The sequence below is a fragment of the Bifidobacterium santillanense genome, from assembly GCF_018555385.1.
Classification (GTDB): Bacteria; Actinomycetota; Actinomycetes; order Actinomycetales; family Bifidobacteriaceae; genus Bifidobacterium; species Bifidobacterium santillanense.
In genome coordinates this window covers 45,420-64,933 of sequence record NZ_JAFEJS010000002.1, presented here as the reverse complement: position 1 = coordinate 64,933, position 19,514 = coordinate 45,420, and the positions used below count along the sequence as shown (strand labels likewise).

Annotated in this window: 14 protein-coding genes and 1 tRNA gene; 9 read left to right on the top strand and 6 right to left on the bottom strand. The window is 66.2% G+C overall.

From position 1 onward, the window contains the following. Nucleotides 1-261 precede the first annotated feature (261 nt). The gene (locus JS528_RS02890) at nt 262-1,914 is read left to right on the top strand and encodes a Y-family DNA polymerase (RefSeq protein ID WP_214357614.1); all 1,653 of its coding nucleotides are present in this window, start codon (nt 262-264) and stop codon (nt 1,912-1,914) included. Next, the gene (locus JS528_RS02885; protein WP_214357613.1) at nt 1,911-2,129 is read left to right on the top strand and encodes a hypothetical protein; all 219 of its coding nucleotides are present in this window, start codon (nt 1,911-1,913) and stop codon (nt 2,127-2,129) included. Before JS528_RS02890 ends, JS528_RS02885 begins: the two co-directional genes overlap by 4 nt. Before the next feature lie 12 nt (nt 2,130-2,141). Here JS528_RS02885 and JS528_RS02880 read toward each other — a convergent pair whose 3' ends face one another. Then, complete coding sequence (locus JS528_RS02880) at nt 2,142-3,119, bottom strand: aldo/keto reductase family protein (RefSeq protein WP_214357612.1); 978 nt, start codon at nt 3,117-3,119, stop codon at nt 2,142-2,144. A 284-nt stretch (nt 3,120-3,403) separates the two neighbouring features. Beyond that, nucleotides 3,404-4,030 (bottom strand): DNA-deoxyinosine glycosylase, encoded by a 627-nt coding sequence (locus JS528_RS02875; RefSeq protein WP_240541275.1) that lies wholly within the window; start codon nt 4,028-4,030, stop codon nt 3,404-3,406. Nucleotides 4,031-4,172: 142 nt separating this feature from the next. On the opposite strand from JS528_RS02875, the gene JS528_RS02870 reads away from it, so the two are divergent. Then, nucleotides 4,173-5,600, top strand: coding sequence for a Na+/H+ antiporter NhaC family protein (locus JS528_RS02870; RefSeq protein ID WP_214357816.1), 1,428 nt, complete (start codon nt 4,173-4,175; stop codon nt 5,598-5,600). A gap of 144 nt (nt 5,601-5,744) precedes the next feature. Here JS528_RS02870 and JS528_RS02865 read toward each other — a convergent pair whose 3' ends face one another. The 3 genes from JS528_RS02865 to purT form a co-directional block, all read right to left on the bottom strand. Further along, a complete protein-coding gene (locus JS528_RS02865) occupies nt 5,745-9,482 on the bottom strand; it encodes a phosphoribosylformylglycinamidine synthase (protein WP_214357611.1) in 3,738 nt (1,245 codons plus the stop codon). A 102-nt stretch (nt 9,483-9,584) separates the two neighbouring features. Beyond that, a complete protein-coding gene (gene purC / locus JS528_RS02860) occupies nt 9,585-10,337 on the bottom strand; it encodes a phosphoribosylaminoimidazolesuccinocarboxamide synthase (RefSeq protein WP_214357610.1) in 753 nt (250 codons plus the stop codon). A gap of 102 nt (nt 10,338-10,439) precedes the next feature. Next, nucleotides 10,440-11,747 carry a formate-dependent phosphoribosylglycinamide formyltransferase gene (gene purT / locus JS528_RS02855; protein ID WP_214357609.1) on the bottom strand — a complete coding sequence of 436 codons (1,308 nt, stop codon included), beginning with the start codon at nt 11,745-11,747 and terminating at the stop codon, nt 10,440-10,442. Nucleotides 11,748-11,944: 197 nt separating this feature from the next. On the opposite strand from purT, the gene JS528_RS02850 reads away from it, so the two are divergent. Both JS528_RS02850 and JS528_RS02845 read left to right on the top strand, forming a co-directional pair. Beyond that, nucleotides 11,945-13,141: a pyridoxal phosphate-dependent aminotransferase gene (locus JS528_RS02850; protein WP_214357608.1), complete on the top strand. Its 1,197-nt coding sequence runs from the start codon at nt 11,945-11,947 to the stop codon at nt 13,139-13,141. 9 nt (nt 13,142-13,150) lie between these two features. Then, complete coding sequence (locus JS528_RS02845) at nt 13,151-14,347, top strand: glycosyltransferase (protein WP_214357607.1); 1,197 nt, start codon at nt 13,151-13,153, stop codon at nt 14,345-14,347. Here JS528_RS02845 and JS528_RS02840 read toward each other — a convergent pair. Then, a complete protein-coding gene (locus JS528_RS02840; RefSeq protein ID WP_214357606.1) occupies nt 14,331-15,356 on the bottom strand; it encodes a threonine aldolase family protein in 1,026 nt (341 codons plus the stop codon). The two genes, JS528_RS02845 and JS528_RS02840, sit on opposite strands and share 17 nt — an antisense overlap. A gap of 654 nt (nt 15,357-16,010) precedes the next feature. Here JS528_RS02840 and JS528_RS02835 point away from each other — a divergent pair. The 4 genes from JS528_RS02835 (at nt 16,011) to fusA (ending at nt 19,445) form a co-directional block, all read left to right on the top strand. Beyond that, nucleotides 16,011-16,086: transfer RNA gene (locus tag JS528_RS02835), tRNA-His, on the top strand. A 354-nt stretch (nt 16,087-16,440) separates the two neighbouring features. Then, on the top strand, nt 16,441-16,812 hold the full coding sequence (gene rpsL / locus JS528_RS02830) for a 30S ribosomal protein S12 (protein WP_003825774.1): 372 nt from the start codon (nt 16,441-16,443) through the stop codon (nt 16,810-16,812). A 5-nt stretch (nt 16,813-16,817) separates the two neighbouring features. Beyond that, the gene (gene rpsG, locus JS528_RS02825; RefSeq protein ID WP_033518539.1) at nt 16,818-17,288 is read left to right on the top strand and encodes a 30S ribosomal protein S7; all 471 of its coding nucleotides are present in this window, start codon (nt 16,818-16,820) and stop codon (nt 17,286-17,288) included. A gap of 30 nt (nt 17,289-17,318) precedes the next feature. Beyond that, the gene (fusA, locus tag JS528_RS02820) at nt 17,319-19,445 is read left to right on the top strand and encodes an elongation factor G (protein ID WP_214357605.1); all 2,127 of its coding nucleotides are present in this window, start codon (nt 17,319-17,321) and stop codon (nt 19,443-19,445) included. The last annotated feature ends 69 nt before the right edge of the window (nt 19,446-19,514 follow it).

Sequence of the window (19,514 nt, the reverse complement as noted above, 5' to 3'; positions counted from 1 at the left end):
GCCGCGCCGCGCGTGCGGGTATCCCGCCCCGCTCCCGTCGCATCCTTCCGTCCGTGCGTCCGTCCGCTCCCTCGGTGCGGCCGGCGACACACGGAAGTCGAACATATGTTCGATTTTCTGGTATGGTGGGATGCGTTCCGATGGTGGTTTCCCCGGGCCCGCCTCCGTCGCCGATCATTCGGCCGGAGGCGCCGGCCTCGGTCGCGCCGTCGGATGCGCCGACGGTTCGTCGGCGTCCGGTCGATGGGCGGGGAGGGCGCGATGGGCGGAGGTTTCACGGTTCCTGCGCACGGTCACGTCTATATCGCCATCGACCTGAAATCCTTCTACGCGTCCGTCGAATGCCATGCGCGCGGGCTCGACCCGCTGACCACGCATCTGGTCGTGGCCGACGAGAGCCGCACCGACAAGACCATCTGCCTGGCCGTATCGCCGTCGCTCAAGGCGTACGGCATCCCCGGCCGCGACCGCCTGTTCGACGTGAGGAGCCGGCTGGCCGCCGTGAACGCCGAACGCGTGCTGCGCGCGCCCGGCCGCCGCTTCTCCGGCGAGTCGTGGAACGCGCTGGAGCTCGCCCGCGATCCCGGCCTCAAGGCGTCGATGGTCGTCGCCATGCCGCGCATGGCCGAATATCTCAGGATCAGCGCGGACATCTATGCGATCTACCTGCGGTACGCCGCGCCCGAGCACATCCACGTCTACTCGATCGACGAGGTGTTCATCGACGCGACGCCGTATCTGAAGGCCTCCGGGCTCACGCCGCACGGCATGGCCCGCGCCATCGTGTCCGACATCCTCGCCGGGACCGGCATCACCGCCACCGCGGGCATCGGCACGAACCTGTATCTCGCCAAGGTCGCGATGGACATCGTCGCCAAGCACATGACCGCCGACGCCGACGGCGTGCGCGTCGCCGAACTCGACGAGACGTCGTACCGGCGGCTGCTGTGGGACCATCGCCCGCTCACCGACTTCTGGCGGGTCGGCCGCGGATACGCGCGCAGACTCGAGAAGGCGGGCCTGATGACGATGGGCGACATCGCCCGCTGCTCGGCCGGCCGCGCCTCCGACTACTACAACGAGGAGCTGCTCTACCGCATGTTCGGCGTCAACGCCGAACTCCTCATCGACCACGCATGGGGCTGGGAGCCGTGCACGATCGCCGACATCAAGGCGTACGAGCCGGACGCGCATTCCACCAGCATCGGGCAGGTGCTCACCGGACCGGCCGACCACGCCACCGCGCTGCTCATCGTCAAGGAGATGGCCGACTCGCTCGCCCTCGAACTGACCGGCAGGGGCGTGTCCACGAACCGCGTCGCGCTCGCCGTCGGATACGACGTCGGCGCCGTGGATCCGGATCGGCTCGACGCCTGCGTCGACGATTCGTTGCGGGCCGTCGCCCGGCGCGCCGCCGAGGAGTACCGCGGGCCCGTGGCTTCGGACCACTATGGGCGCAGGGTGCCGAAGCCCGCCTCCGGCGCCATCGGATTGGGGGAGTACACCGCCTCCGCCGATCGCATCCGCGGGGCGATGGCCGCGCTGTTCGCGCGCATCGCCGACCCGTTGCTGCTCGTGCGCCGCCTCACCGTCATCGCCGTCGACCTGGCCACGCCGGCCGATCTTGCCGCCGGCAAACGCTACGAACAGCCCGATCTGTTCGCGGGCGGGCCCGTTGCGGATGGAGCGGCGGACGTCTCCGTGGGCGGGACTCCCATGATCGCCCCGCAGCCCGATCCCGACGATCGGCCGATGCGTCGTGGCGGGCGAGACCGGCGGATCGAGGACGTGCAGCGGGCGATGCTCGCCATCAAACGCCGCTACGGACGCAACGCCGTCGTCAAGGCGATGGACATGGAGCCCGGCGCCACCGGAATCGCGCGCAACGACCAGATCGGAGGACATCGCGCATGACCCTGCATGAGACCCACCGCTACGACGACATCATCGACATGCCGCACCATGTCTCGCGCCGGCATCCGCCGATGGCGCGCCGCAACCGCGCCGCCCAGTTCATGCCCTTCGCCGCCCTCGCCGGCTACGAGGACCTCATCGCGCGCACGGCGAAGAACGCCGCAACCGCGGCCGCCCTCCGGGACATGAGGGGCGACCGCGATTTCGGCGCATAGGGAACCTTCGAATCAGCCCACGTGGCGCTCGAAGCGGTGGAAGCCGGTGATCGCGTCGATCTCGGCCATCGCGTCGGCCGGGATGACGAAGCCGGCCGCCTTGAGGTTGTTCTCCAGCTGGCTCGGCTTGGAGGCGCCGGCGATCACGCAGCTGATCTCCGGGTGCTGCAGGATCCACGCCATCGACAGCACCGGCAGGTTCGTGCCGAGCTCGTCGGCCACCTTGCGCAGCTTCTCGACCTTGTCGAGGTTCTCGTCGGTCAGCAGATCGTTGATCTGGTGGTCGGACTGCCACGTGGCGCGCGATCCGGCCGGCAGCGGCTGACCCTTGCGGTACTTGCCGGTCAGCAGACCCTGGGCGAGCGGGGAGAACGTCGTGATGCCGATGCCGAGCTTGCGGCAGGTGCCCATGATCTCATGCTCGATGTAGCGGTCCTGCAGGTTGTATTGCGGCTGCACCACGGTGATCGGGTACAGGTTGTAGCGCTCGATGATGCGCTGCGCCTCCTCGAGACGGGCCGAGCCCCACTCCTCGGACACGCCGTAGTAGAGGACCTTGCCCTGGGCCACGAGGTCGCTCATCGCGCGCAGCGTCTCGGTCAGGTCGGTCGTCTCGTCGAAGCGGTGGCAGTAGTAGAGGTCGAGGTAGTCGAGCTTCATGTTCCTCAGCGTCTGGTCGATGCTCTCGAAGATGTGCTTGCGGGACAGGCCGCGGTCGTTGACGCCCGGTCCGGTCGGGAAGTAGACCTTCGAGGAGATGACCAGCTCCTTGCGCGGGTACTCCTTGAGCGCGCCGCCCAGGAAGCGCTCGGCGTCGCCGCCCGAGTAGGCGTCCGCGCAGTCGAAGAAGTTCACGCCCGACTCATAGGCGAGACGCACGATGTCGCGCGCCGTGTCGAGCTGCGCGTCGTTCGTCAGCTGCGTCACCCAGCTGCCCAGCGCGACCTCGCTGATCTTCAGTCCGGACTTGCCTACGTTGCGGTACTTCATTGTTGCTCCTTTGGTTCCGCGGTGCGTCGAAGCGGTGGCATTCATGCACGCGATCCCCGACGCGCCAGTGCTTTTATCGATAATGCCACGGGCGTTCGTGAACGCTAACGATTCTCATTGAAACAGTTCAACCGCACTTGAACGCAAACCTGCGGCGACCGTCCGGGCGTGTCGCGAATGGATGCGCCCCATTATCCCCGGCGCGCATGCGCCGTTCCTCCACGACGGAGCGGTCATACGGTCCGGTTCGCATGCGGTCCGGTCGGGAGGCGGTTTTCCGTCGGTCACATACTTGCGTCGGTCGGTGCCGTCGCCACCGGTAGTCCCGCCTCTCGGAACGCCTCGCGATAGACGTCGACCAGGCGTTCCAGACTCATCGACGCGTTCGCCGGGCTCGTCGACGGCAACGGCGTCGTCGGCACGTCGAACCCCATGCCGGCCAATCCCGGCGCGATGAGTCGCCGGTACAGCTGCGCCGCCTTCGCGCCCGTCGTGACTATACGGCCGATCGGCGCCCCGCCGAGAATCGGCGTCAGATCGTTCGGCACCGCGTTGCGGATGCTCGCGTCGGACGCCCCGACGATGTCGCACGAGGCGATGACGTCCCACAGCGCCACATGATGCCGCAGCGCGAACGCGCGGCGCGACGAGGGGGAGTCGCCGGCCAGATCCGTCGGATCGGCCGGATCGGCGAACAATGCCTCCATCACCGGCCAGAACCGGTTGCGCGGGTGCATGTAGTAGAACGCCGCCTCGCGCGACTTCGGGCTCGGCATCGACCCCAGCACCAGCACCCGCGAGTGCGCATCCCACACCGGCCCGAACCCATGCTCCACATGCGTCAGTCGTGCACCGTCCCCGACGGTCGTACCGTTCCGTGCATGCCCGTCGGTCTCCTCCCGTTGCATCATGCCATCCATCCTAGAGACCCTGCCCCGGATGGTCCCGCGCCGATTCGAGGGCCGGTCCGTGCATGAGCCGGAACCGACGGACAGCGACGGTGTCCGCTACCCTGATGTCCCGATGTGATCCGGAAAAGGAACGGGGATGGCCATGCTGGAAGCGATGGTGACGGTACTGTTCTGCGCGGCCCTGTTCGTCAGTGTCGCATTCGGCTGGTCGATCGTACCGGCGCTGCTGTTCGGCCTGCTGCTGTTCGTCGGCTACGGTCTGATGCGCGGAACGCCGTTGCCGGCGATGCTGCGTCACGCCGGGATGACGGTGCGCGCCGCCGGAACGATTCTGGTGACGTTCGCGCTCATCGGCATCCTCACCTCGCTGTGGCGGGCCAGCGGCACCATCGCGTTCATCGTCGTTCACTCGACCACGGCCATCCACGCCGCCACCGTGCTGCCGCTCACCTTCCTGCTGTGCTCGGGCATGTCCATCCTGACCGGCTCCTCGTTCGCGAGCATGGCGACGATGGGCACGATCTGCATGTCGTTGGGACTTGCGATGGGCGCAAGCCCGATGTGGCTCGGCGGCGCCATCCTCGCCGGCATTTATGTGGGTGACCGATGCTCGCCGGTCTCCACCAGTGCGCTGCTCGTCGCGCAGCTTACCCACACGAATCTGTTCGACAATATCGGACGCATGATCCGCACCGGTCTGGTACCGTTCGTCGCAAGCTGCGTGGTATATGCGATCGTCGCGATCACGGGAGTCGGGGGCGGCGGCATCGACGTGACGGGGACCACGGGCTCTCCGGGATCGTCGCATGCCTCGGACGGCATCGCCCCGTTGTTCTCGTCGTCGTTCCACCTGCACTGGACGACGCTGGTTCCCGCCGTGCTGGTGATCCTGCTCGCACTGCTCCGTGTCGACGTGCGTCTGACCATGTCGGCCAGCATCGTCGCCTCGGTCGCGGTATGCGTCGGTGTGCAGCATATGGGATGGAGGAACGTGCTGGAGGTGATCGTCCTCGGATACCATGCCGCCGACGCGCGTGTCGGAGCGCTGCTCGACGGCGGCGGCATCCTGTCGATGGCAAACGTGGCGGCCATCGTGTGCATCTCATCCGCGTATGCGGGCGTGTTCGCCGAGACGCACATGCTGGCGCGGGCCCAGTGCGCCATCGACGCTCTCGGCCATCGCATCGGCGCGACCGCCGCCACCATCGCCACGGCCGCGTGCATGGCGGCGCTCGCCTGCAACCAGACCCTGACCATCATGCTTACCCATCAGCTGTGCGCCGGAGTGTACGGGCAAGACGCATCCGAAAAGGCCCCGAGCGATGGCGTGGACGCCCGATCGAGGCAGGCCATCGACCTCGAGGACTCCGCCGTCGTCATCGCCCCGATGATCCCATGGTCGATCGCCGGCGCCGTGCCGCTCTCCACCATCGGCGCCCCGACCTCCAGCATTCTCGTCGCCGTGTTTCTCTATCTGCTGCCCCTCACCCGCCTGATTCGCCCGACCGCCGGTTCCCGATTTCGCGGCGCCGGAAATCGGGAACCGGAAACGCACGACATCGCACAGTGAGGATTTCGTGAAACGGCGGAACGACGCGGAATCGTATGTTCATCCGAACACGGTCCCGGTTCCCGATTCCGAGGAATGGAAAATCGGGAACCGCAGATATGAGAAAGGGAGACCCGAGGGCCTCCCTTTCTCATATCAGGCGTATCAGGCGAAGTACTCGACGCCGGCCTCGAAGATCGGCTGGTACTTGTCGCCCGGGACGTTCACGTACAGGCCGTTGCCGGAACGCTCCGAGTGGCCCATCTTGCCGAACACGCGGCCGTCGGGGCTGGTGATGCCCTCGATCGCGAGCATCGAGCCGTTCGGGTTCACCGACAGATCCATGCCCGGCACGCCGGACTCGTCCACGTACTGCGTGGCGATCTGGCCGTTGGCCTTGAGCTGCGCCAGCACCTCGTCGGAGGCCACGAAGCGGCCCTCGCCGTGGGAGATGGCGACCGTGTGCACGTCGCCCACGGAGGTCTTCGCCAGCCACGGGGACAGGTCGGAGGCCACGCGCGTGCGCACGAGACGGCTCTGGTGGCGGCCGATCGTGTTGAACGTCAGCGTCGGGCACTCGGCGGTCATGTCGACGATGTCGCCGAACGGCACCAGACCCAGCTTGATGAGCGCCTGGAAGCCGTTGCAGATGCCGAGCATCAGGCCGTCGCGGTTCTTGAGCAGGTCGCGCACCGCCTCGGTGACGGCCGGGGCGCGGAAGAACGCGGTGATGAACTTGGCGGAGCCGTCCGGCTCGTCGCCGCCCGAGAAGCCGCCCGGGATCATCACGATCTGGCTCCTGTTGATCTCCTCGACCAGCCTGGCGGTGGACTCGGCCACGGCCTGAGGCGTCAGGTTGTTGATGACCAGCGTGTGCGCCTCGGCGCCGGCGCGCTCGAACGCGGCCGCCGAGTCGTACTCGCAGTTGTTGCCCGGGAACACGGGGATGATCACACGCGGCTTGGCCACGCCCGCACCCGTGTACACGGTCTTCTTCTCGGCGTGGAAGTCGATCGTCTCGACGGTCTCGCCCTTCTCCGCGGCATGGGAACGGTACGGGAACACGGACTCGATGCCGCCCTCCCACGCGTTCTGCAGCTCGGCGAGGTCGATGGTCTCGCCGCCCGCGACGAACTCGTACTCGGAGGAGGTCACGCCGATCTCGCCCACCTCGACGAGGTTGGAGACGGCCGGGATCTTCTCGTTGTCCTTGAGCTCGACGATGAACGAGCCGTACGCCGGGGCGAACAGGTCGTCGACGGCGATGCCGTCGTTGAGCGTGACGCCGATGCCGTTGCCGACGGCCATCTTGAACAGCGCCTCGGCGGTGCCGCCGTAGCCCGGCGTGGACACGGCCAGCGCGGTGCCGAAATCGGTGAGTTCCTCGACCAGACCGAACGCGTCGAGCAGCGCGTCCTTGTCCGGCGTCAGTCCGTCGACAAGGGTACGCGGCGCGATGCGCACGATGCGGTGGCCGGCCCCCTTGAACTCGGGGGAGGTGGCGCGCTTCATGTTGCCCACGGCCACGGCGAAGGAGATCAGGGTCGGCGGCACGTCGAGCGCCTCGAACGAGCCGGACATGGAGTCCTTGCCGCCGATCGCGCCGGCGCCGAGGTCGATCTGCGCCATCAGGGCGCCCAGCACGGCGGCCGTCGGCTTGCCCCAGCGCTCCGGCTCGTCGCGCAGCTTCTCGAAGTACTCCTGGAAGCTCAGGTACGCCTTCTCGTGCTCGAAGCCGGCCGCGACCAGCTTGGCCAGCGATTCGACGACGGACAGGTAGGCGCCGGTGAACTGGTTCTTCTCCATGATGTACGGGTTGAAGCCCCAGGCCATCGCAGAGGCGGTGGTGGTCTCGCCGAACACCGGGAACTTGGCGACCATCGCCTCGTTCGGGGTGAGCTGCTTGACGCCGCCGAACGGCATGAGCACGGTGCCCGCGCCGATCGTGGAGTCGAAGCGCTCGGACAGGCCCTTGTTGGAGGCCACGTTGAGGTCGGTGACGAGCGCGTGCATGCGCTCGGACAGGGCGCCGGAACGCCAGGCGGCGGGCACCTCGTAGGACTGCTGCGCCTCGACGTGCACGGCCTGGTGCTTCGGGGCGCCGTTGGAGGCGAGGAACTCGCGCGAGAGGTTCACGATCTCGTCGCCGTTCCAGGTCATCACCATGCGCGGGTCCTCGGTCACGGTGGCGATCACCGTCGCCTCGAGGTTCTCCTCGCGTGCGTAGCCCAGGAACTCGTCGACGTCCTCGGCCGCGACGTCCACGGCCATGCGTTCCTGCGACTCGGAGATCGCCAGCTCGGTGCCGTCGAGACCCTCGTACTTCTTCGGCACGGTGTTGAGATCCACGTACAGGCCGTCGGCCAGCTCGCCGACCGCCACGGACACGCCGCCGGCGCCGAAGTCGTTGCAGCGCTTGATCAGGCGGCAGGCGTCGCCGCGGCGGAACAGGCGCTGCAGCTTGCGCTCGACCGGGGCGTTGCCCTTCTGCACCTCGGCGCCGTCGAGCTCGAGGGATTCGACGTTGTGCGCCTTGGAGGCGCCGGTCGCGCCGCCGATGCCGTCGCGGCCGGTGCGGCCGCCCAGCAGGATGACCTTGTCGCCCGGGGCCGGGGTCTCGCGGCGCACGTGGTCGGCCGGGGTGGCGGCCACGACCGCGCCCACCTCCATGCGCTTGGCCACGTAGCCGGGGTGGTAGATCTCGTTGACCTGACCGGTCGCCAGGCCGATCTGGTTGCCGTAGGAGGAGTAGCCGGCGGCGGCGGTCGTCACGAGCTTGCGCTGGGGGAGCTTGCCCTCGAGCGTCTCGGAGACCGGCACGGTCGGGTCGGCGGCGCCGGTCACGCGCATCGCCTGGTACACGTAGGAGCGACCGGACAGGGGGTCGCGGATGCAGCCGCCGATGCAGGTGGCCGCGCCGCCGAACGGCTCGATCTCGGTGGGGTGGTTGTGCGTCTCGTTCTTGAACAGGAACAGCCAGTCCTCGTCGTGGCCGTTGACGTCGACCTTCACCTTGACGGTGCAGGCGTTGATCTCCTCGCTCTCGTCGAGGCCCGTCAGGATGCCGTTCTTCTTGAGCCACTTCGCGCCGATCGTGCCCATGTCCATCAGGCACACGGGCTTCTCCTCGCGGCCGAGCTCGCGGCGCAGCTCGAGGTAGCGCTCGAACGCGGCCTTGACCGCGGCGTCGTCGATCTCGACGTCGGTCAGTCGGGTGCCGAACGTCGTGTGACGGCAGTGATCGGACCAGTAGGTGTCGATCACCTTGATCTCGGTGATCGTGGGCTCGCGGCCCTCCTCGGAGAAGTACCTCTGGCAGAACTCGAGATCGGCCAGATCCATCGCGAGCCCGCGCTCGTCGATGAACCGCTGGCCGGCCTCGGCGTCCATCTCGTTGAAGCCGGCGATGACCTCGACCTTGCCCGGGGTCGGGACCTGGGTCTTGAGGGTGTCCTTGACGGCCAGGCTCGCCTCGCGGGCCTCGACCGGGTTGATGACGTAGCGCTTGATCGCCTCGACGTCGGCGTCCGTCAGATCGCCCTCGAGCGCGTACAGCTTCGCGGAGCGGACGGTCGGACGCTCGCCCTGCGAGATCAGCTGGATGCACTCGGCGGCGGAATCGGCGCGCTGATCGAACTGGCCGGGCAGGAACTCGGTGGCGAACACCGAGGCGTCGCCGAAGTCCGGCAGATCGGCGTAGACGTCGTCCACCTGCGGCTCGCTGAAGACGGTCGGCGTGACCTTGTCGAACAGGTCCCTGTCGATGCCCTCGACGTCATAGCGGTTGACGATGCGGATCTTCTTCAGACCGGCGATGCCGAGAATGGTCTTGAGCTCGGTGTCGAGCTGCTGGGCCTCGACGTCGAAGCCGGGCTTCTTCTCCACGTACACGCGGAAAACCATGGGAATCCTTTCCTATGCGGTTTGGGAAGTCTTATGCGGAAAATGCGGGGAAAAAGAGCTGGCTCCCCTCATGGAGCCATGGAAGGGGAGCCAGCGGAAGAATCACTCGGCGCGTTCGATGCCCTCGGCCTCGGCCAGCTTGACCAGACGGCCGTAGATCTCCTCGTACGCGGGGATGATGTTGCCGAGATCGCGGCGGAACAGGTCCTTGTCGAGATGCTCGATCTTGCCGGACTTGTCCTTGAGGTCCCACAGGCGGCAGGTGTCCGGGGTGATCTCGTCGGCGAGCAGGATGGTGCCGTCGGAGGTCTTGCCCTCCTCGATCTTGAAGTCCACGAGCTGCACGTCGATCTTGGAGAAGATGTCCTTCAGACCGTCGTTGACGGCGCGGGCGATGCGGGAGATCTCGGCGAGCTCCTCCTCGGAGGCGAGGCCCAGGGCCACGATGCCGTCGTCGTTGATGAACGGGTCGCCCAGATCATCGGACTTGAGGCAGAACTCGAGGATCGGCTTCTTGAGCGGGGTGCCCTCCTCGACGCCGTAGCGCTTGGCGAAGGAACCGGCGGCGGTGTTGCGCATGATGATCTCGAGCGGGAACATGTCCATCTTCTTGACCAGCTGCTCGGTGTCGGACAGGCGCTTGATGAAGTGGCTGTCCACGCCGCGGGCCTTGAGCAGGTCGAAGATGACGGAGGTGATGTGGTTGTTCAGGTTGCCCTTGCCTTCGATCTGGGCCTTCTTCGCGCCGTTGCCGGCGGTCGCCTGATTCATGTATTCGACCCACAGCACGTCGGGGTCGTCGGTTGCGTACATCTTCTTGGCCTTGCCCTTGTAGAGCATTTCCAGTTTCTCCATTACTCGCCTTTCAGGAGTGGAATATCTGGGTGAACTAACGGTAAAAGGGTACCAATCGCCGGGGATAACGGCACCGCCCGGCGGCGGCGCCGTCCGGTGCCGCTACCGCACCTCGATGTCGAGCACGTCGGCCACACGGGCCGCCCTGGCGCGCGCGTCGTCCGCGGACGAACCGATCGCCAGCGCGACGGCCATGCGGCGATGACCATGCACCTCGGGCTTGGCGAAGATGCGCAGATCGGTGCCCGGCTCGGCGAGGGCGCCCGCCACGTTCGAGAACTCCGCCTCGCCGTCGCCGGCGACCACGATCGCATGGCTGGCCGCGACGGATCCCTCCGGCAGCGACAGCGCGACGTGATCGGCCGTGACCGGCAGGCCGAGGATCGCGCGCGCGTGCAGCGCGAACTCGCTCAGACGCTGCGAGGCCATCGTCACCATGCCCGTGTCGTGCGGGCGCGGGGAGACCTCGTTGAACAGCACCGAACCGTCGGTCAGCACGAACAGCTCCACGCCGAACACGCCCCAGCCGGTCTCGCCGGTGGCCCTCGCCTTGGCGACCAGCCCCTCGACGGCCGTGCGCGCGATGCGACCGGCCTCGGCCAGCACGGCATCGCTCGAGGACGCCGGCTGCCAGGACTCGCGGTAGTCGCCTGACTCCTGGCGCTGGCCGATCGGCGCGCACGTCACGATCCCCGCCGACGACGAGATCGTCAGTACGGTCAGCTCGTAGTCCAGCGGCGCCAGCGCCTCGACGATCACGCGCGACACGTCGCCCTCGTCGGCGGCGCGGCGGCCCTCCTGCGCCTCGGTCCACGCGGCGTCGATCGCATCGGCCGAGCGCACGACCGACTGTCCATGGCCGGACGAGCTCATGATCGGCTTGACGACGCACGGATAGCCGACCTCGTCGGCGCCCGCGCGCAGCTCCTTCAGAGAGCCCGCGAACCGGTACGGCGTGGTCGGCAGCCCCAGCTCCTCGTGCGCGATGACGCGCAGGCGCTCGCGATCCATGCAGATCGCCGCGATCTCGGCGCTCGGCACCACCTGGATGCCGCGGGCGGCGGCATCGGCCAGCTCGGACGTGGCGATGGCCTCGACCTCCGGCACCACGATGTCCGGCCTCACCTCATCGAACAGCGCGCGCAGCTCGCCCGCGTTCGCCATATCCAGCACCCGGGCCTCATGCGCGACCTGCTGGGCCGGGGCGCCCTCGTACGAATCGGCCGCGCACACCCACGCGCCGAGACGCATCAGCTCGATGGCGACCTCCTTGCCGAGTTCGCCGGAACCGAGGAACAGCACGCGCGTCGGATGCGCGCCCAGCGGCGTGCCCAGCGTGCGCCCGCGGTCATCGGCGCGGGAGAGGGGGGAAATGACGGAATCGTTGGAAATCTTCGCGTTATCGGTCATGCGGATATTCTCGCATCGCCCGTGGAACTCGTCGCGGCCCGTTCGCCCCGAGAATCCACCGGTCGGTAACGGGCTATAAGCAGCGCGTATAGACACGCCATTGCGGCCGGAACGGGCCCCTCATAGAGTGAATGTCACCGGTCGGTCGGTACTGACGATCGGGCCAACGTTTCTCAAGGGGTCTGCAAGGGGTTGCAATGGGGAAGGGCGATCCGTCGTTCATCGGAAATCTGATTTCGCGAAGGGCGACGGCACTGCCGCCGAACCCGTTCGCCGAGGCCGACGCGCGCGTCGCGGCGTCGATCCGCGCCGGACGGCACGTCATCGACCTGTCCAAGGGCAATCCGGACGGCACTCCGCCCGCGTTCATGCAGGACGCGCTCGCCCACGCCGCGCACGACCCGTCCTACTTCCGCTATCCGCCGTTCGACGGCATCCCCGAATACCTCGCCGCGATCCGCGACTGGTACGGCGAACGCTACGACGTCGCCCTTGACGAGCGGACGGATCTCCTCGCCGTCGCCGGTGCGTCCGTCGGCATCTCCACGGTGATCGACGCGCTGATTGACGAGGGCGACCTCGTCGTGGCCGTCGACCCGTACTACCCGCAGTACGAAGGATCGACCGCCGTCGCCAAAGGCGCATTCGCCACGATCCCCGCCGATCCGGCGCATGGGTTCCTGCCCGACCTCGACGCCGTCGATCCCGCCCTGTGGGACCGTGCGAAGCTGCTGATCCTCAACTATCCGAACAATCCGACCGGCGCCGTCGCGACCCCCGAATTCTACGAACGGGTCGTCGCGCTCGCGCACGAGCACCGGTTCGCGGTCGTGAACGACTTCGCCTACGCCGGCATCGAGTTCGGCGACGAGCCGTCGCCCAGCATCCTCGAGACGCCGGGCGCCGCGGACGTGGCCGTCGAACTCGGCTCCCTGTCGAAGATGTTCATGGTCGCCGGCTGGCGTGGCGGATGGATCGCCGGCAATGCCGACATCCTCGCGGCGTCCAAGGCCGTGCACCGCCAGACCACCGTTCTTGCGCCGAGCGTCATCCAACGGGCCGGCGCCGTGGCGCTGAACGGCGATCTCAGGTCCGTCGCCCGGCTGGCCGCAACGTACGGCCACCGGGCGCAGGTCCTCTCCGACGGACTGTGCGAGGACGGGCTCGACGTGGTCGAGGTCCATGGCGGCCTCTTCCTATGGGCGCGCGTGCCCGAAGGGTACGGCACCTCCGACGAGTTCACGACATGGCTGCTCGAGCACGCCGGCGTCGCAGTCATCCCCGGTTCCTGCTTCGGCCCGCATTCCGACGGCTATGTGCGCTTCAGCCTCCTCAGACCCGAGCCCGACCTCTACGAGGCCGTCTCCCATATCGGGCGCGTCCTGAAGTCGTAGACTGGAGCAATGCGTGAACACGGAGTTGAGGAAGCACACGGGGAATACGGGCAAGAGGAAGGCATCGACCGCCCGCTGACCATCGCGCTGGTGGTCGACACGGTCGGCAACCAGGGCAACGGCACCTCCAATTCGGCGCTGCAATGGGCAGCCGAACTGGAGCGTCAGGGACATCACGTGCGTCTCGTCGGCATCGGCGCCCCCGAGTACCCGGCGCGCGTGAACAGGGTGCCCCTGGTCTCATGGGTGGCCGCCAAACAGCAGATGCAGTTCGCCGAGCCGAGCGACACGCTGTTCCGCACGGCGTTCCGGGGCGTCGACGTCGTACATGTCTACATGCCGTTCAAATTCGGACGCCGCGCCGCGAAGGTCGCCCGTCAGATGGGCATCCCCGTGACCGCCGGATTCCACCTGCAGCCGGAGAACGTGCTGTACTCGGCCGGGCCGCTGCGCTACGTCCCGGGCGCGGAGAGGTTTCTCTACTGGCTGTTCCGCCAGTGGCTGTACAAGCGCATCGACCACATCCACACGCCCACCGAGATGACCGCGAGCCTGCTGCGCGAGCACGGGTACCGGGGCACGCTGCACGTGATCTCGAACGGGTACTCGCCGCGCTTCACCGCACGCGAGCCCGCCGATCCGTCGGCGCCGGCGCATGTGCCGTTCCGCGTCGTCGCCTCCGGGCGTCTCGCGCACGAGAAGGACCAGATCACGCTCATCAAGGCGATATCGATGAGCCGTCACGCCGGCGACATCCAGCTCGTCATCGCCGGCACCGGGCCGCTCAAGCGCTACCTCACGTTCCGCGCGCACCGCCGGCTCAAGCGCAGGGCCGACATCGGCTTCCACCGCAACGCCGACATGCCCGCGCTGCTCAGATCGTGCGATCTGTTCGTGCACTGCTCGATCGCCGACATCGAATCGGTGAGCGTCATCGAGGCGATGGCGAGCGGTCTCGTGCCGGTGATCGCCGCATCGGAGCTGTCCGCGGCGAGCCAGTTCGCGCTGCTCGACGAATCGCTGTTCCCCGTGCGCGATGCGGCTCTGCTCTCCCGACGCATCGACTGGTGGATCGACCATCCGTCCGAACTCGCGCGGTGGGGCGCCGAATACGCGACCCACACGCGCGAGCACTACTCGGTGGAGGCGTCCGTCCACAGGTTCGTCGACATGGAACGCGAGGCCATCGCTACAGCAGCGCGATGAGGGCGTCGGTCTCCTCGTCGGTGGTGGCCCAGCTGGTGCAGATGCGCATTACGGTGTGCGTGTCGTCGGCCTTCTCCATGAAGCCGAGACGCACGTTCCGCTCCAGCCGTTCGATGGTCGGCTGGTCGAGCGTGGCGAAGATCTGGTTGGTCGGCGCGTCGAAGGTCAGCGTGTAGCCCTTCTCGCGCAGCGCCCCGCGGATGCGGTCCGCCTGTTTGTTGGCGTTGCGCGCGATGCGGAAGTAGAGGTCGTCGGTGAACAGCGTGTCGAACTGGACGCCGAGCAGGAAGCCCTTGGCCAGAAGCGCGCCGTGCTGCTTGACGATGGTGAGGAAATGCCTCGGGGTATTGCGCTTGGTGAACACCACGGCCTCGCCGAACATCGCGCCGACCTTGGTGCCGCCGATGTAGAACACGTCGCAGATGTCCGCCAGCTCGGGCAGCGTCACGTCGCATCCGGTGGAGGTCAGACCGTAGCCCAGGCGCGCGCCGTCGACGAAGAACGGCATGTCGTATTTGTGCGCAACCTCGGCAAGGCGTTCGAGCTCGGCCTTAGAGTACATCGTGCCGTATTCGGTGGCGATGGAGACGTATACGCAGCCGGGGAAGACCATGTGCTCGTGGTTGCCGTCCGCGTAGAACGTGGCGCAGTAGTCGTCCAGCTCGTCGGCGTCCATCCTGCCGTCATGGTGGGGGAGGGCGATCACCTTGTGTCCGGAGTATTCGATGGCGCCGGCCTCGTGGACGTTCGGGTGTCCGGACTCCACGGTGACGACGCCCGCGTAGGACGGGGTGATGGCGTCGATGACGACCTGGTTGGTCTGCGTGCCTCCGACCATGAACCACACGTCCGCATCCGGCCTGCCGCACGCGGCGCGGATTTTCTCCTTGGCGGACGCGCAGATCTCGTCGGAGCCATAGCCGGGGTAGAGGTTGTCGTTGATGCGAGCGAGCGTGTCCAGGATCGCGGGGTGCGCGGCGCGCGAATAATCGTTTTCGAAGGAAAGCATGGTCACGAGTGTATGACCCGAATGCGTCTGACGTGTGTATCGGTCGGGTGATGTTGGGTCACGGGCGCCGCGAGGCAAAAGAGTGGCCCCGGAACCGAAGGGAAAAATTCCGGGGCCACTCTGTATGGGGAAGGAGGTGATGGAACGTTCGCCTCATCCTGCCTGACGTCGCACCGCATTGCGCGACGCTTCGGCTCACACAGTACAAACCATCGTTAGATCGGCGGCCCGGCGCCTGCGCCGTATGACCTGCGCCGCCCAGACCCGCGAACCGAGGTTCGCCGTATTCAGTTATCTTGAAGGCGTTGCGCCTGCGGTCTTACGACTTTCTGCGCCTCGTTGCGACCTGCCGAATTCTCGGCCGATCTTAAACTCCGGCCTTCACTTGCAGTATACCTCAATTCCGAACATCGACACGCATGTAGTCGGCTCATTTATGGTGCTCGATGCCAATGTTCCGTAGTGCTTTGATGTGATTTGATGAAATGGACAAAAGCGAACATGTGAGCGTTATCGATGTGTGGAAACGAACATTTTTCGATGATGTCCGGCGCTCCGGGCGAGCGCGACACGCCGGAGTTGGACAGCCCCGGAAACTCCTGTATAGTAACCACTCGTTGTCCAACACCGACGAAAGCCGGTGGAGAGCACATGGTGGCTATAGCTCAGTTGGTAGAGCATCTGATTGTGGTTCAGAAGGTCGCGTGTTCGAGCCACGTTAGCCACCCCATCGGGAGCCCCGAGGCGAAATGCCTCGGGGCTTTTCCGTTTTCCGCCGAGACCCCGTCGGGCTCCGTCGGCGGCTGCGTCACGGCGTGTCGTTTGTCGCGCTCCGACGTAATATAGATATTCGTGTGTGCCAGCGGCATGCCTTATGTGACAGGTGTGCGGGCTGGGATATCCCGCGAATCGCATGAATCGCGCGCAGCAATGCGGCGGCGAGAGACGAGCGGGCCATCGGGCCGGTGGGCAGTGGCTGACTTTCTTTCCGATTCGGGTGCGCCCGGAGCTTTCAGGGGAGTGTGGTCCACTGCGTCGCGGGCCTCACGGAAGCAAGAGATAACACTGAATCGGAGAATTCAAGTTGCCTACTATCGAACAGCTCGTCCGTAAGGGACGTTCGCCGAAGCCGAAGAAGTCGAAGACTTTGGCGCTCAAGGGCAGCCCGCTGCGTCGCGGCGTGTGCACCCGTGTCTACACCACCACCCCGAAGAAGCCGAACTCGGCTCTTCGTAAGGTCGCTCGTGTCCGCCTGTCCTCCGGCATCGAAGTCACCGCCTACATCCCGGGCGAGGGCCACAACCTGCAGGAGCACTCCATCGTGCTCGTGCGCGGCGGCCGTGTGAAGGATCTCCCGGGTGTGCGTTACCACATCGTGCGTGGCGCGCTCGATACCCAGGGTGTCAAGGATCGTAAGCAGGGTCGTTCCCTGTACGGAGCAAAGAAGGCGAAGTAAGAGATATGTCACGTAAAGGCCCCGCTAAGAAGCACGTCGTTCTGCCCGACCCGATCTACGGCTCGACCGTCGTGGCGCAGCTGATCAACAAGATCCTGCTCGACGGCAAGAAGTCCATCGCCGAGGACATCGTCTACTCCGCGCTCGACATGGTCAAGGAGAAGACCGACCAGGAGCCGGTCGCCGTCCTCAAGCGCGCTCTGGACAACATCCGTCCGTCCCTCGAGGTGCGTTCCCGCCGCGTCGGTGGCGCCACCTACCAGGTCCCGGTCGAGGTCAAGCCGAACCGCGCCAACACCCTGTCCCTGCGCTGGCTGACCGACTTCTCCCGCGCCCGCCGCGAGAAGACCATGGCCGAGCGTCTCGCCAACGAGATCCTGGACGCCTCCAACGGCCTCGGCGCTTCTGTCAAGCGTCGCGAGGATACTCATAAGATGGCAGAGGCCAACAAGGCCTTCGCTCACTACCGCTGGTAATTCAAGTAGAACGAGAGTTAAGGAAAACTCATGGCGCTAGACGTCCTTTCGGATCTCCACATGATCCGCAACATCGGCATCATGGCTCACATCGATGCCGGTAAGACCACCACCACCGAGCGTATTCTGTACTACACCGGCAAGAGCTACAAGATCGGCGAGGTGCATGATGGCGCCGCGACGATGGACTTCATGGCTCAGGAGCAGGAGCGCGGCATCACCATCCAGTCCGCCGCCACCACCTGCTTCTGGAACCGTCAGTCCCACGACACCAAGGACAAGTTCCAGATCAACATCATCGACACCCCGGGCCACGTGGACTTCACGGCCGAGGTGGAGCGCTCCCTGCGCGTGCTCGATGGCGCCGTCGCCGTCTTCGACGGCAAGGAAGGCGTGGAGCCGCAGTCCGAGACCGTGTGGCGTCAGGCTGACAAGTACGGCGTTCCGCGTATCTGCTTCATCAACAAGATGGATAAGCTCGGCGCGAACTTCTACTACTCCGTCGACACCATCAAGGAGAAGCTGGGCGCCACCCCGATCGTCATGCAGCTTCCGATCGGCGCCGAGAACGACTTCTCCGGCGTCGTCGACCTGGTCGAGATGAAGGCCTACGTCTGGAACGGCACCGAGGGCCTCGGCGCCAAGTACGACGTCACCGACATCCCCGCCGATCTCGCCGACAAGGCCGAGGAGTACCACGAGCAGCTCGTGGAGGCCGCGGCCGAGGCGAACGACGAGCTCATGGACAAGTTCTTCGAGTCCGGTGAGCTGTCCAAGGAGGAGATCCGCGCCGGCGTGCGTGCGCTGACCATCGCGAAGAAGGCCTTCCCGGTCTTCTGCGGCTCCGCCTTCAAGGACAAGGGCGTTCAGCCGATGCTGGACGGCGTCGTCGACTACCTGCCGTCCCCGGAGGACGTGCCGGCCATCAAGGGCTACAAGCCCGGCGACGAGTCCGTCGAGATCGACCGCAAGCCGGTCACCTCCGATCCGTTCTCGGCTCTGGTCTTCAAGATCTCCACCCACCCGTTCTACGGCAAGCTCGTGTTCGTGCGCGTCTACTCCGGCGCCGTCAAGCCGGGCGACTCCGTGCTCGACTCCACCCGTGAGAAGAAGGAACGCGTCGGCAAGATCTTCCAGATGCACGCCGACAAGGAGAACCCGGTGGATGCCGCCGAGGCCGGCAACATCTACACCTTCGTGGGTCTGAAGAACGTCACCACCGGCGACACCCTGTGCGCCATCGACGCCCCGATCACCCTCGACTCCATGACCTTCCCGGAGCCGGTCATCCAGGTGGCCGTCGAGCCGAAGACCAAGGCCGATCAGGAGAAGATGGGCATCGCCCTCGCCAAGCTGGCCGAGGAGGATCCGACCTTCCAGGTCTCCACGGACGAGGAGTCCGGCCAGACCCTGATCGCCGGCATGGGCGAGCTCCAGCTCGACATCATCGTCGACCGTATGCGCCGCGAGTTCAAGGTCGAGTGCACCCAGGGCAAGCCGCAGGTCGCCTACCGCGAGACCATCCGCAAGGCCGTCATGGACCAGGGCTACACGCACAAGAAGCAGACCGGTGGTTCCGGCCAGTTCGCGAAGGTCCTGATGAACTTCGAGCCGCTCGACACCACCGAGGGCAAGACCTTCGAGTTCGAGAACGCCGTCACCGGCGGCCACATCTCCCAGGAGTTCATCCCGTCCATCGAGGCCGGCGTCAAGGAGGCCATGGAATCCGGTATTCTGGCCGGCTTCCCGGTCGTGGGCGTCAAGGCCACCGTCACCGACGGCCAGATGCACCCGGTCGATTCCTCCGAGATGGCCTTCAAGCTCGCGGGCTCCATGTGCTTCAAGGAGGCCGCTCCGAAGGCCAAGCCGGTCATCCTCGAGCCGATCATGGCCGTCGAGGTCCGTACTCCGGAGGAGTACATGGGCGAGGTCATCGGCGATCTGAACCAGCGCCGTGGCAACATCCAGTCCATGAACGACGCCACCGGCGTCAAGGTCATCGACGCCAAGGTCCCGCTGTCCGAGATGTTCGGCTACATCGGCGATCTGCGTTCCAAGACCCAGGGCCGCGCCATGTTCTCCATGCAGATGGATTCCTACGCCGAGGTCCCGAAGTCGGTCTCCGACGAGATCATCAAGGCCCAGCGCGGCGAGTGACACGCGTAGCTACGTTGATTTGCGGTCAGTCTCCAGTCAGCGGTAATATCGTGTACCGCTGACTGGGTT

What these genes read in the sequence shown, in the direction of transcription:
- JS528_RS02865 (WP_214357611.1), bottom strand. Translation starts at nt 9,482, where the DNA reads ATGGTTTTCCGCGTGTACGTGGAGAAGAAGCCCGGCTTCGACGTCGAG.
- purT (WP_214357609.1), bottom strand. Translation starts at nt 11,747, where the DNA reads ATGACCGATAACGCGAAGATTTCCAACGATTCCGTCATTTCCCCCCTC.
- fusA (WP_214357605.1), top strand. Translation starts at nt 17,319, where the DNA reads ATGGCGCTAGACGTCCTTTCGGATCTCCACATGATCCGCAACATCGGC.
- JS528_RS02880 (WP_214357612.1), bottom strand. Translation starts at nt 3,119, where the DNA reads ATGAAGTACCGCAACGTAGGCAAGTCCGGACTGAAGATCAGCGAGGTC.
- rpsG (WP_033518539.1), top strand. Translation starts at nt 16,818, where the DNA reads ATGTCACGTAAAGGCCCCGCTAAGAAGCACGTCGTTCTGCCCGACCCG.
- JS528_RS02885 (WP_214357613.1), top strand. Translation starts at nt 1,911, where the DNA reads ATGACCCTGCATGAGACCCACCGCTACGACGACATCATCGACATGCCG.
- JS528_RS02850 (WP_214357608.1), top strand. Translation starts at nt 11,945, where the DNA reads ATGGGGAAGGGCGATCCGTCGTTCATCGGAAATCTGATTTCGCGAAGG.
- JS528_RS02875 (WP_240541275.1), bottom strand. Translation starts at nt 4,030, where the DNA reads ATGATGCAACGGGAGGAGACCGACGGGCATGCACGGAACGGTACGACC.
- JS528_RS02840 (WP_214357606.1), bottom strand. Translation starts at nt 15,356, where the DNA reads ATGCTTTCCTTCGAAAACGATTATTCGCGCGCCGCGCACCCCGCGATC.
- JS528_RS02870 (WP_214357816.1), top strand. Translation starts at nt 4,173, where the DNA reads ATGCTGGAAGCGATGGTGACGGTACTGTTCTGCGCGGCCCTGTTCGTC.
- purC (WP_214357610.1), bottom strand. Translation starts at nt 10,337, where the DNA reads ATGGAGAAACTGGAAATGCTCTACAAGGGCAAGGCCAAGAAGATGTAC.
- JS528_RS02890 (WP_214357614.1), top strand. Translation starts at nt 262, where the DNA reads ATGGGCGGAGGTTTCACGGTTCCTGCGCACGGTCACGTCTATATCGCC.
- JS528_RS02845 (WP_214357607.1), top strand. Translation starts at nt 13,151, where the DNA reads ATGCGTGAACACGGAGTTGAGGAAGCACACGGGGAATACGGGCAAGAG.